This is a genomic window from Mycobacterium genavense ATCC 51234, from assembly GCF_000526915.1.
GTDB classification, from domain to species: Bacteria; Actinomycetota; Actinomycetes; order Mycobacteriales; family Mycobacteriaceae; genus Mycobacterium; species Mycobacterium genavense.
The window spans coordinates 607,933-620,831 of the sequence record NZ_JAGZ01000002.1 but is presented as its reverse complement, the minus strand read 5'-3'; the positions used below and the strand labels follow the sequence as shown (position 1 = coordinate 620,831).

The window sequence follows — 12,899 nt, the reverse complement described above, 5'->3', positions numbered from 1 at the left end:
CGCCCAGAAATTTCGCGCGGATGATCCGCGTCGCCGGTCAGCTATACCGCGGCATCGTCGGTGGAGGCGGCCGCATGCCCGACGCCGTCGGGAGCGCCGTTGTCGGGTGCGATAGGCGGCTCCCGGCTCCGCTGGTTTTCGGCAATCGCGACAACGCACGCGGTGCTCCCTCACCGTTGCTGTTACCCGATCCGCCCGATGATCTAGGTTTGCACGTATGACTCCCTACGACGTCGGATTGCTGATCCTGCGGCTGGTGCTGGGCGTGACATTGGCCGCGCATGGCTACAACAAGTTCTTCGGCGGAGGCCGCATACCGGGTACCGCGCGCTGGTTCGAGAGCATCGGTATGAAGCCGGGCAAGTTCCACGCGACGGTGGCCGCCACCACCGAGCTCGCCGCCGGGCTGGGGCTGGCGGCCGGGCTGCTCACGCCGATCCCGGTCGCGGGCTTTGTCGCCCTGATGCTGGTCGCGGCCTGGACCGTGCACCGCGCTAACGGTTTCTTCATCGTCAAAGAGGGCTGGGAGTACAACCTGGTCCTGGTGGTCAGCGCCATCGCGGTGGCGGCCCTGGGGCCCGGCCGGTTCAGCCTGGACTCGGTGATTTTCGGGGTCAACAATCCGCTGATGGGCTGGAACGGGCTGCTGATCGCGGTGGGCCTCGGGCTCGCCGGCGGGCTGGGGCTGCTGCTGATCTTCTACCGTCCGCCGGCCAAGCAAGCCGGCTAGATCCCCAGGGCGCCCGGAAGCTTTTTGCGCTTGGCTTCGTAGAGTTCGGCGTCGGTCTCGGCGTACAGCGCGGCGATGTCGGCGCTCGCACCGCTACGCGACGCGGTGCCGATGCTGGTGTTCGGGGTGTGCACGCGGACGTCGGCGACAAACTTCTGCGCGCGGGCCGGCGTCAGGTCCGCGTCGTCGGCGATACACACCGCGAACTCGTCGCCGCCGAGCCTGGCCAGAACGGCATCGGCGGACGCTAGCTTTCGCCAACAATCCGCGCGGCTGACCAGGTGTTGGTCGCCGGCGAGATGCCCCTGGGTGTCATTGATCGTCTTGAAGTTGTCGATGTCGAGCACGATTACGGTGACCTTCGCCGAACGCGATCGGGCCAACAGGTCGGCGGTGGCGATCTCCCAGCCCGCGCGGTTGAGCAGCCGGGCAGCGGGTCGGTGCACGCCGCATTGAGCAGGGCCCGCATCAGCAGCCCGAACGACTCGGCGGCCCCGACGATAGCGATCGCGGAGATCAGGTAGTCGATGTACAACCTGGCCGTGTGCGAGATCGCCAGGGCGACGACCGACGCCAGGGTGAGGATCGCGACCAGGCTCACGCCACGGCGCGGCGGGTAGAACGCGCGCAGGTACATCGCCAGAAACATCGGCGCGATCAGGCACGCGAACTCGACGGTGATCGCCACGTGGAATGCCATCACGATCGGGGTGGCCACGATCGCCACGGCGGTGGCCGGCGCGGGTTTGTCCGGCCGCACGGCCAGCCAGACCAGGGCGGCCAGGCCCAGGGCGATCGCCGCGATGCCGCCGCCGGGCCTGCCCGGTATTTGGCCCGGGTGGATCGGGAACAAGCTGAACACCACGCCGTAGGTGAACAGGAAAGTGGTGGCGCCCAAGTAAATTCGCAACAACCGGACCTGTTGGCTGCCGTAGAAACCATTACCGGAATCGGCACTGAGCCGAAGCCGATACCGCCGCATAGCTCGACGACCGAACGGGTGTGCGACGCTAACACCCATGTCGTCAACTTTCCTGGTCAGGCCCCCGCAATGCCGACATTCGGCCCATTGTGGCACTGCCTTTTCGGGAAAGCACCCCGGGGCTGACCAGGTGGGTGTGCGCGCCTAGGCGACGGCGGCGGTCTCGGCGGCGGCCACTTCGGCCGCGGCGCGCTCGCCGGACCGAATCGCCCCGTCGATCCACCCGCACATGATCGCCGAACTCTCGGTTCCGGCCCAATGGATGCGACCGCAGAGTTCTCGCAGGGTGTAACCGAATTCGGTTAGCACGCCGGTGGGGGCGTGGCCGATCATGCCGCCACCGGAATAGCGATCCACCGTCCAGTTCTGCAAATGGAATTCGCGGTGTGCGTTGGCCTTGGCGCCGAACCGGTCGACGAGCTCGCCGACCAAAATCTCTTTCTGCTCGGCCTCGTCGAGCCCGGTCAACCGGCGCGCCGCCGGTCCCTCGGTGATGACGCACATGATGCCCTTGTCCGCCGTGTCGGTGTAGGCGTCGATGGTCAGGGTGGCCGGGGATCCCGGTGCGGCGGTCTGGCCCGACAACCCGTCGGCACGCCAGAACGGCTCGTCGTAAAAGACCGAGGTCTTGATCACCGCGCCGCTTGGGATGCGCTGGTGCAGGAACGCGCGATCCACCGGCAGCGCCGGCTCGTAGCGGATGGACGTGGCGATTGCCAGCGGGATCGCGACCACGACCAGCCGCGCCCGCACCGTCAGATCGGACGCGCTGATCGTCACGCCGTCGGCGTCTTGGGCGATCTGCCCGACGGGCTGCGAAAGATGCAGCGCGTCACCGAGTTCGGCCACCAGCGGCCGGTGCAGGGCTCCCATCCCACCGACCGGGCGGGCATCTTGGGAGCCGCCCTTGCCCGAAATCGCGAAGGTGATTCCGCCGGCCGACGCCGTCTGCAGCAGGTCCCATAGCAGCGACGTCTCCGACGCCGCCGAGGTGTAGAGGCCCGCGAAAGCCATGTCCAGCATCGCGGCGGCCTGTTTGGAGGCGGTGTTCGAGTGGATCCATTCGCCGATGCTGATGCGGTCCCACTCATCGGCCTTCTTGGCTTCCTACGGGGCTTCGCGCGGAATCTCCTTGCACATCTTCTCGATGGAGGCCATTCCGAGCCCCAGGTTCGCGACCGACCATGGGCTCATCGTCCACGGGATGGTGCCACCGTAGCGGTGTTTCCTGCCGTCGATGATCATCATCATCGCGTCGCCGTCGTTGTGCTGCTTGTATTCCGGCACGCCGAACTCGTCCATCAACGCGTAGATGCGGTCCTGTCCCGGCCCGATCCACGCGCCACCGCGGTCGACCCACGTTCCGTCCGGGTGAGTTTCGGTGAAGGTGCGACCGCCTACCCGGTCACGGGCTTCCAGCAAGGCCACCGAGTGCCCCGCCTGCTTCAACCGCAGGGCCGCGGTCAAACCGGCGAAACCCGCCCCGACCACGCAGTAATCGACGTCCGCCACGACCGGCTCCTCGGTTGCAGTTGGCTGCTGAGCAGCAAACTACACCGATCGCTAGATGCCAGCAGTGGGTTCGCGCGGAATTCACGTCCACCGAACCGTTTAGGACGTGATTGCCGGTGGATAGGGCAGATCGGTGCTGGAGTGCGGGTCGACGTGCACCGGATGGCCCAGATAGGGGAACGCGCGTTGCGGACAGGCGGGTCGGTCGCAGATCTTACATCCCGCACCGATCGGCACTACCACCTCGGTGTCCGTCAGATCGATGCCGGCCGAGTAGATCAGCTTCTCGGCGTGGGTTACGTCGCAGCCGAGCCCGATCGCGAAGCTCTTGTCCAGGCCGAGATAGCGGCTGGGCTCGCTTGTCGTGGTCCTGGCGATCCAGAAATAAGTTCGGCCATCAGGCATTTGAGCGATCTGGGTCAAGAATTGCCCGGGGCGGGAGAAGGCATGGTGGACCACCCATAGGGGGCAGTTGCCGCCCACCCGGGAGAAGTGAAAAGCGTTGGCGGACTGTCGTTTAGAGATGTTTCCCGCGCTGTCGGTCCGGACGAAGATGAACGAGACGCCGCGCGCACCGGGGCGTTGCAGCGTCGACAACCGGTGGCAGATGGTTTCGAAGCCCACCTCGAAACCCCTTGCCAGCCGGTCGATGTCGTAGCGCACGCCCTCCGCGGCCTCGAGGAATCTTTGGTAGGGCAACAGCAGCGCGCCGGCGAAATAGTTGGCCAGCCCGATGCGCGCCACGCCGCGGGCGTCATCGCTGAGCCGGTCGTCGCCGGCAATGATGGCACTGATCAACTCGGCCTGGGTGAGCAACGCGATCTGGGTCGCCAACTGGAAGGCGCGCTGGTCCGGACGCAGCCAGCGGGCCAGATACAAGGTGCGCGTCTCGGGACGAAACAGCCGCTTTGAGTTGGGCTGCAAGACTTGACCGTCGTCGATGATCACGGTGACACCGAGGTTGTTGCGAACAAACGATGCCAGTTGGGCGTCGAGTCCTCCTGTGTGCAAACGGTTTTCGCTGAACAGCTGCTCGGCGGCGACGTCCAGATCCCCGATGTAGTTCTTGCGGTCGTAGAAGAAGTCCCGGACCTCCTCGAACGGCATCGGCTGAGACGGTGGCGCCAATGTCTCGGCGTTGGCCCGGCTGTGCAGCGCTTCGAGGTCGGCGGTGGCGTCGTGCACCCGGCGGTGCAGGCTGACCAGCGTCTGGCCCACCTCCGGCATGCGGGCGACGAGTTCCTCGATCTGCCCGGCCGTCGCGGGACCCTCGGCGAAGATTTCGCGCAGGTCCGCGACCAGTCGGGCATCGGAGTCGGGCGCGAAATACTGGGTCGGCAAATCGAATCGCTCGGTGAGAGTGAGCAGCACCGGGACGGTGATCGGACGCTGGTCGTTTTCCAGCTGGTTGACGTAACTGGTCGACAATCCCAGGGCGCGCGCCAGCGCTACCTGAGTGAGCCCGTGCTCCTCACGTAGCCGCCTTAGCCGCGCACCGGCGAACGTCTTCGCCACCCGCAACAGGGTACGCGCGTAGCCTTTCACAACATTCGCAAAATCGGCGGGATGAGGACACAAAATTACGCTTGTTTAGGTGATTTACCGTGCTGCCCAGCCTGCGTACTGTGCGGTTTATGCGCATCCACGACGTTCGAGCCCGGCGCAGTGCCGACGAGTTTCCCCGCAGCGAGCACCTGGCCGCCAAGATTGCCGAGGTGGCCGCGGATCCGGTCGCCGTCGATCCGCAGACCGCGGAGATGGTGTGCCACCGGATCATCGACAACGCGGCCGTCAGTGCCGCCTCGGTGATCAGGCGACCGGTCACGGTAGCGCGCGAGCAGGCACTGGCGCATCCGGTGCAGCGGGGGGCGCGGGTCTTCGGCGTGCCGGGCAGCTATGCGACCGAGTGGGCGGCCTGGGCCAATGGTGTCGCGGTGCGCGAGCTCGATTTCCACGACACGTTCTTGGCCGCCGACTACTCCCACCCCGGCGACAACATCCCGCCGCTCGTCGCCGTCGCCCAGCGGCTCGATGTGCGCGGCGCCGACCTGATCCGCGGTCTGGCCACCGCGTACGAGATCCAGATCGATCTGGTCAAGGGAATCTGCCTGCACGAGCACAAGATCGACCACGTCGCGCATCTGGGCCCGTCGGTGGCCGCGGGCATCGGAACGATGCTGCGACTGGATGTCGAGACGATCTACCACGCGGTCGGACAGGCGCTGCACCTCACGACGGCCACCCGTCAATCACGCAAAGGGCTGATCTCGAGCTGGAAGGCGTTCGCGCCCGCGTTCGCCGGCAAGATCGCCATCGAGGCGGTCGACCGGGCGATGCGTGGGGAGGGATCGCCGGCGCCGATCTGGGAGGGCGAGGACGGCGTCATCGCCTGGCTGCTGGGCGGTCCCGAACACACCTACCGGGTGCCGCTGCCCGAGCCCGGCGAACCCAAGCGCGCGATCTTGGACAGCTACACCAAGGAACACTCCGCCGAGTACCAGAGCCAGGCGCCGATCGACCTGGCGCGCCGGCTGCGTGAGCGTATCGGCGATCTCGAACAGATCGCGACGATCGTGCTTTACACCAGCCACCACACCCACTATGTGATCGGCACCGGCTCGGGGGACCCGCAGAAGTTCGACCCGGACGCCTCGCGCGAGACGCTGGATCACTCGCTGCCCTATATCTTCGCGGTCGCGCTGCAAGACGGCAGCTGGCACTACGAGCGTTCCTATGCTCCCGAGCGGGCACACCGCCCCGACACCGTGGACCTCTGGCACAAGATCTGCACCGTCGAGGATCCGGAGTGGACTCACCGCTACCACTCGAACGACCCGACCGAGAAGGCTTTTGGGGCGCGCGCGGAGGTGACGCTGAAGAACGGCGAGGTGATCTCCGACGAATTGGCGGTGGCCGATGCCCATCCGCTGGGCGCTCGGCCGTTCGCGCGCCAGCAGTACGTGAGTAAGTTCACCGCGCTCGCCGACGGCATCGTGGATCCCGCTGAGCAGCAACGCTTCTTGTCCGCCGTCGACTCGCTGGCCGATCTGAAGGGCGGTGCGCTGGGGGCACTGAATGTGCTGGTCGATCCGCGGGTGCTGGACCAGGCGCCGGTGGTACCGTCGGGGATCTTCCGATGATCGGCTCCTCCTCCAGCGCAGCCGACAAGCGGGTCGCATTCCGCTCCGGTCTGGATTCCGGTCGGCTGCAACAGTTTCCGGGCGCCTTCTCGCCGCTGGTGGCCAAGGCGGTCGCCGAGGCGGGCTTCGAGGGCGTCTATGTGTCGGGTGCGGCACTGGCCGCCGATCTCGGATTGCCGGACATCGGGCTGACGACGCTGACCGAGGTCGCGGGCCGGGGCGCGCAGATCGCCGCCGCCACCGACCTGCCGACGCTGATCGATGCGGACACGGGATTCGGTGCGCCACTGAACGCCGCGCGCACGGTGACCGTCCTCGAAGACGCCGGCCTGGCGGGCTGCCACCTCGAGGATCAGGTCAACCCCAAGCGCTGCGGTCACCTGGACGGCAAGGCCGTCGTGCCGGCCACTGACATGGTAAAGCGGTTGCGCGCAGCGGTATCCGCGCGGCGCGACCCCAACTTCGTCGTCTGCGCACGCACGGATGCCGCAGGCATCGAAGGCCTGCCCGCCGCGATCGACCGCGCCCGTGCCTACGACGACGCCGGCGCCGACATGATCTTCACCGAAGCGCTGACTGAACCCGCGGACTTCGAAGCGTTTCGCGCCGCCGTCGATGTTCCGCTGCTGGCCAACATGACCGAATTCGGCAAGTCACCGCTGTTGAGTGCACGTCAACTGGCCGACCTCGGCTACAACGTCGTCATCTACCCGGTCACCAGGCTGCGGCTGGTGATGTTCGCCGTCGAAGCGGGTCTGCGCGAAATCGCCGCAACGGGAACACAATTCGATCTACTGGATCGGATGCAGCATCGCGACCGCCTCTACGAGCTGCTGCGCTACGCCGACTACAACGAATTCGACACCGACACTTACAATTTCACGCTCGAAGGGAAGCAGCCATGACCACTCCGACCGCTCACATCAAGAAGGGCCTCGCCGGCGTCGTGGTGGACACCACCGCCATCTCGAAGGTGGTGCCGGAGACCAATTCGCTGACCTACCGCGGATATCCGGTCCAGGATCTGGCCGCCCACTGCAGTTTCGAGCAGGTCGCCTTCCTGCTGTGGCGCGGTGAACTGCCCACCGATGCGGAGCTGGCGCTGTTCAGCCAGCGCGAACGCGCCAGCCGCCGCATCGACCGGTCGATGCTGTCGCTGTTGACAAAGCTCCCGGACAACTGCCATCCGATGGACGTAGTACGCACGGCGATCAGCTTTTTGGGCGCCGAGGACCCCGAGGAGGACGACGACTCGGCGAACCGGGCCAAGGCGCTGCGCATGCTCGCGGTGCTGCCGACCATCGTCGCGGTGGACATGCGCCGCCGGCGCGGGCTGGCGCCGATCCCACCACACAGTGGGCTGGGATACGCCGAGAATTTTCTGCAGATGTGCTTCGGCGAGGTGCCCGAACCCGCAGTCGTGCGGGCATTCGAGCAGTCGATGATCCTCTACGCCGAGCACGGTTTCAACGCCTCCACGTTCGCGGCGCGGGTGGTGACCTCGACGCAGTCGGACATCTACAGCGCGGTCACCGGGGCCATCGGTGCGCTCAAGGGTGCGCTGCACGGCGGTGCCAACGAGGCCGTCATGCACGACATGATCGAGATCGGCGACCCGGGCAATGCGCGGGAATGGTTGCGCGGCAAGCTCGCCCGCAAGGAGAAGGTCATGGGGTTCGGGCACCGGGTCTACAAGAACGGTGACTCGCGGGTGCCGACGATGAAGCAAGCGCTGAGTCGCGTCGCGGCGGTGCGTGACGGGCAGCGCTGGCTAAAGATGTACAACATCCTGGAGGCCGAGATGTTCGACGCCACCGCCATCTTGCCCAATCTCGACTTCCCGACGGGCCCGGCCTACTACCTGATGGGATTCGACATCGCCTGCTTCACTCCGATCTTCGTGATGAGCAGGATCACGGGATGGACCGCTCACATCATGGAGCAGGCCGCGTCGAACTCTTTGATCCGCCCGCTGAGTGCGTATTCCGGCCGCGAGCAGCGGGCCCTGGCCTTCAGGTAGGCCAATCAGTCCGTCGGACCACCGTACTGCCAGACCAGGCTGTGGTTGCCGGTCATGGTCGGGTTGCACCACATGGTGCGGCCGTTGGCGTCCTGGGTGGTGGAGTGCAACACCGTGCACGAAACACCCGGTGCCGGCGCCTGGCCGTAGGCGGTGCCGGCGCCCACCGCGGTGGCGGTCGCGCCCGCCAGCGCCGTGGCCGATATCAGCAACCGAAGTCTGCTCATGATGGACATCTCCTCAGCGGGTGCTAGGAGATCACGCTAACCGGTGCAGAAGCCGCTGGCAAAGGATGTCATCCGCGATCCGCAACACGGTTCGCTAGCACAGGTCCTAGGGTGAGGAACCATGGGATTTCTCCAACCGGAACTGCCGCAGGTCGACATCGACGAGTGGAGCAAGCTGTCCCGCAGCGAGAAGATTCGTCCGATGGCCCGACATTGGGCCGAGGTCGGTTTCGGAACGCCGGTCGTTCTGCATCTGTTCTACGTCGGCAAGGTCCTGCTTTACATCCTGTTCGCTTGGCTGTTGGCGGTGCCGACCACTCGCGGGTTGGTGGTCACCAACGTGCTGTCGTGGTACGCCGAGCCGATCGTGTTCGAGAAGGTAGTGCTCTACACGATGCTCTTCGAGGTGATCGGGTTGGGCTGCGGCTTCGGGCCGCTGAACAACCGGTTCAATCCGCCGATGGGGTCGATCCTGTACTGGCTGCGCCCCGACACCATCCGCCTGCCGCCGTGGCCCAAGCGTGTCCCGGGAACCAAGGGCACCGCGCGCACGCTGGTCGACAACGCGCTGTACGGGCTGTTCTTGCTGGTGACCTTCCTGACGCTGTTCGCCGACGGCACCGGCCCGGTGCCGGAGCTGGGCACCCAGATCGGGTTGATTCGTCCGTGGCGGATCGTGCTGATCCTGGTGCTGCTCGGCGTACTGGGCTTGCGCGACAAGGTGATCTTCCTGGCTGCCCGCGGCGAGGTCTACGCGACGCTGGCGGTGACGTTCCTGTTCGGCGGTATCGACATGATCATCGCCGCCAAGCTGGTGTTCATGGTGATCTGGATAGGCGCCGCGACATCCAAACTGAACAAGCACTTTCCGTTCGTGATGTCGACGATGATGTCCAACAACCCGGTGTTCCGGCCCCGGTTCATCAAGCGGATGTTCTTCGAGAAGTTCCCGGACGATCTGCGGCCCGGGCGACTGGCGCGGGTCTTCGCCCACGTGAGCACCTTCGTCGAAATGTGCGTGCCCATCGCACTGTTCGTCGCGCACGGCGGCTGGTGGACCGCGGTCCCGGCGGCGATCATGGTGATCTTCCACTTCGGCATCCTGTCGGCCATCCCGATGGGGGTGCCCTTGGAGTGGAACGTGTTCATGATCTTCGGCGTGTTCGCGCTGTTCGTCGGCCACACTCATACCGGGCTGACCGATCTGAAAAACCCTGTCCCGGTGGGGATTTTCATCGCATTCATCGCCGGAATCGTGATCGCGGGCAACCTGTTTCCGCGCAAGATCTCGTTCTTGCCCGCCATGCGCTATTACGCCGGCAACTGGGACACCACGCTGTGGTGTATCAAGGCCTCGGCCGACAAGAAGATCAACCACAACATCGTCTCGATCACCAGCATGCCGGCCGCCCAGCTGGAGAAGGTGTACGGCAAGGAGCGCACGCAAATCCCGATGTATCTGGGATATGCGTTCCGCGCCATGAACACTCACGGCAGGGCGTTGTTCACGCTGGCGCATCGGGCGATGGCCGGTCAGAACGAAGACGACTACGTCATCACCGACGGCGAGCGGATCTGCAGCACCGCCGTCGGCTGGAATTTCGGCGACGGCCACATGCACAACGAGCAGTTGATCGCCGCGATGCAGCAGCGCTGCGGCTTCCTGCCCGGTGAAGTGCGCGTAGTGTTACTCGACGCCCAGCCGATCCACCAGCAGACCCAGTCCTACCGGCTGGTCGATGCCGCCACCGGCGAATTCGAGCGCGGCATAGTCAAAGTCGCGGACATGGTCACCCGGCAGCCCTGGGACGACCAGGTGCCGGTCCAGGTGCTGTCGGGTGCTGCCGCGTCCGAATCCGAAGAACCCGCCGAGGAGCAGGAGCCGGGGCCGCGAACGTAAGCACACCGCGAAAATTGGCTCCGAAAGTCGCAGCGCGCTTACGTTCGCGGTCGAAACGCGAAGGCTAGACCCCCGCGCGGACTTCCTGCGCGGCAGCAACCATGTTCTGCAGCGACGCCGTCACCTCGTCGGTGCTGCGTGTCTTCAGCCCGCAGTCGGGGTTGACCCACAACCGCTCCGCCGGCAGCGCCTGCAGCGCGGCCCGCAGCGATTCGGCCATCTCGCCCGTGCTGGGCACCCGCGGCGAGTGGATGTCGTAGACGCCCGGGCCCACGCTGTTGGCGAAGCCGACCGCGTTCAGGTCGTCCAGCACCTCCATGTGGGAGCGGGCCGCCTCGATGGACGTGACGTCGGCGTCCAGATCGGCGATCGCGCCGATCACCTCACCGAACTCCGAGTAGCACAGGTGCGTGTGGATCTGCGTCGAGTCGGCGACGCCGGAGGTGGCTAACCGGAAAGACCCGACCGCCCAACGCAAATAGTCGTCCTGAGCGGCCCGACGCAGCGGCAGCAGCTCGCGCAGCGCGGGCTCGTCGACCTGGATGATCGCGATGCCGGCGTCCTGTAGATCCACAGTCTCGTCGCGGATCGCCAGCGCCACTTGGTTGGCGGTATCTGCCAGCGGCTGGTCGTCGCGGACGAACGACCATGCCAGGATCGTCACCGGCCCGGTCAGCATGCCCTTGACCGGCTTGTCGGTCAGCGACTGCGCATATTTCGCCCACTGGACCGTCATCGGCTGCCGGCGGATCACGTCGCCGTAGAGCACCGGCGGCCGCACGCAGCGGCTGCCGTAGGACTGCACCCACCCGTTCTTGGTGGCGAAGAACCCGTTTAGCTGCTCGGCGAAGTACTGCACCATGTCGTTGCGCTCGGGCTCGCCGTGCACCAGCACGTCGAGGCCCAGCCGCTCCTGCAGCTTGATGACGTCGGCGATCTCCTGCTTCATCCGCTTCTGGTACTCGGCCTCGTCGATCTCACCGGCCACCAGCGCGGCGCGGACCTTGCGGATCTCGACGGTCTGCGGGAACGAGCCGATCGTCGTGGTCGGCAGCGGGGGCAGGTGCAGCCGCTCGTCCTGGCTGGCGCGACGGGCGGCGGCGTCACCGCGGTGTGAACCCGAGGCGACGATCGAGGCGATCCGCTCGCGGACCTGATCGTTGTGCAGCCGCGGGTGCTTCTTGCGCGATGCCACGGCGGCGTTGGAGGCCTCGATCTCGGCGGCGACGGCGTCGCGCCCGTCGTGCAGCGCGCGGGCCAACGTCACCACCTCGGCGACCTTCTCCTGCCCGAACGCCAGCCAGCTGCGCAGCGCGTCGTCGAGCCCGGTCTCCGGCTCCAGCGAGTACGGCACGTGCAGGGTGGAGCACGACGTCGTGACCGCGACGTTGGCGGCCGACGCCCGCAGCGTTTCCAGCTTGGCCAGCGCCGCCTGCAGGTCGGTGCGCCAGATGTTGCGCCCGTCCACGACCCCGGCCACCAGTGTCTTGCCGGCCAGCTCGGGCACCGCCGCGATCGCGGTGTCGGCACCGTAGACCAGGTCGACACCGATCGCCTCGATGGGCGTGCGGGCCAGCGAGCCCAACGATTCGCCGGGATCGCCGAAGTAGGTGGCGACGTAGATGGCGGGGCGGTTGCTCGCCTTGCCCAGCGCGTTGTAGACCGCCTCGGCCAGGGCGGGGGCGTCGGGGGAGGTGTCGGTGACCAGCGCCGGCTCGTCGATCTGCACCCACTGCGCGCCGTTGTCGGCCAGCAGGCCCAGCAGCTCGGAGTAGATCGGCACCAGTTCCTGCAGCCGCTCGATCGGCGCGCCGGCACCGTTGACGCCCTTGCTGAGCAGCAAGAAGGTGATCGGCCCGATGACGGCCGGGCGCGCCGGAATCCCTTGTCCGAGAGCCTCTTTCAGCTCGGCGAGCACCTTGTCCGGGTTCAGCGTGAACTTCGTCGCGGGCTCGATCTCGGGAACGATGTAGTGGTAGTTGGTGTCGAACCACTTGGTCATCTCCAGCGGTGCGACGTCTTTGTTGCCGCGGGCAGCGGCGAAGTAGCGGTCCAGGTCGTCGGTGATTTGCGCGGCCCGGGCCGGCAACGCGCCCAGCATCACCGCGGTGTCGAGCACCTGGTCGTAGTAGGAGAAGGTGTTCACCGGAACCGAATCCAAACCGGCGTCGGCCAAGGCCTTCCACGTGTCGCGGCGCAGCGTGGCGGCGACGCTTTCGAGTTCGGATCGGCTGGTACGGCCTTTCCAGTAGCCCTCGGTCGCGCGTTTGAGTTCGCGTTTCGGGCCGATGCGCGGGGAGCCGACAACGGTTGCGGTGAATGCTTGAAAGGTCACGATATTCGTCCTTCAATCGGCGTAATGGTCACCGCCGGCGGACGTGCAGCCCA

At 66.3% G+C, this 12,899-nt stretch carries 8 protein-coding genes and 2 pseudogenes; 5 read left to right on the top strand and 5 right to left on the bottom strand.

All coding sequences use genetic code 11. The features are described 5' to 3' along the window. Positions 1–217 precede the first annotated feature (217 nt). Positions 218–730 carry a DoxX family protein gene (locus T428_RS0107620; protein WP_025736004.1) on the top strand — a complete coding sequence of 171 codons (513 nt, stop codon included), beginning with the start codon at positions 218–220 and terminating at the stop codon, positions 728–730. Here the strand turns inward: T428_RS0107620 and T428_RS35670 are convergent. The 3 genes and pseudogenes from T428_RS35670 to T428_RS0107605 form a co-directional block, all read right to left on the bottom strand. After that, positions 727–1,751, bottom strand: a pseudogene (locus T428_RS35670) (GGDEF domain-containing protein). The gene T428_RS0107620 and the pseudogene T428_RS35670 overlap by 4 nt on opposite strands. A 105-nt stretch (positions 1,752–1,856) precedes the next feature. Further along, a pseudogene (locus T428_RS26410) lies at positions 1,857–3,224 on the bottom strand (flavin monoamine oxidase family protein). 99 nt (positions 3,225–3,323) lie between these two features. Further along, complete coding sequence (locus T428_RS0107605; protein ID WP_025736003.1) at positions 3,324–4,748, bottom strand: short-chain fatty acyl-CoA regulator family protein; 1,425 nt, start codon at positions 4,746–4,748, stop codon at positions 3,324–3,326. A gap of 110 nt (positions 4,749–4,858) precedes the next feature. On the opposite strand from T428_RS0107605, the gene prpD reads away from it, so the two are divergent. Genes prpD through T428_RS0107590 form a run of 3 tightly spaced genes read left to right on the top strand, consistent with a single transcriptional unit; the run spans position 4,859 to position 8,384 of the window. Then, complete coding sequence (gene prpD / locus T428_RS0107600; protein ID WP_025736002.1) at positions 4,859–6,364, top strand: 2-methylcitrate dehydratase PrpD; 1,506 nt, start codon at positions 4,859–4,861, stop codon at positions 6,362–6,364. Then, complete coding sequence (prpB, locus tag T428_RS0107595; RefSeq protein ID WP_025736001.1) at positions 6,361–7,269, top strand: methylisocitrate lyase; 909 nt, start codon at positions 6,361–6,363, stop codon at positions 7,267–7,269. The genes prpD and prpB overlap by 4 nt, the downstream gene beginning before the upstream one ends. Then, on the top strand, positions 7,266–8,384 hold the full coding sequence (locus T428_RS0107590) for a bifunctional 2-methylcitrate synthase/citrate synthase (RefSeq protein WP_025736000.1): 1,119 nt from the start codon (positions 7,266–7,268) through the stop codon (positions 8,382–8,384). Before prpB ends, T428_RS0107590 begins: the two co-directional genes overlap by 4 nt. 5 nt (positions 8,385–8,389) lie before the next feature. Here T428_RS0107590 and T428_RS0107585 read toward each other — a convergent pair whose 3' ends face one another. Beyond that, positions 8,390–8,611: a hypothetical protein gene (locus tag T428_RS0107585; RefSeq protein WP_036467491.1), complete on the bottom strand. Its 222-nt coding sequence runs from the start codon at positions 8,609–8,611 to the stop codon at positions 8,390–8,392. Positions 8,612–8,732: 121 nt separating this feature from the next. Here T428_RS0107585 and T428_RS0107580 point away from each other — a divergent pair, with 121 nt between their 5' ends. Next, positions 8,733–10,511: a DUF3556 domain-containing protein gene (locus T428_RS0107580; RefSeq protein WP_025735998.1), complete on the top strand. Its 1,779-nt coding sequence runs from the start codon at positions 8,733–8,735 to the stop codon at positions 10,509–10,511. Between the two features lie 64 nt (positions 10,512–10,575). Here T428_RS0107580 and metE read toward each other — a convergent pair whose 3' ends face one another. Next, entirely contained in the window at positions 10,576–12,846 is a 2,271-nt protein-coding gene (gene metE / locus T428_RS0107575) for a 5-methyltetrahydropteroyltriglutamate--homocysteine S-methyltransferase (RefSeq protein WP_025735997.1), read from the bottom strand. Positions 12,847–12,899 lie beyond the last annotated feature (53 nt).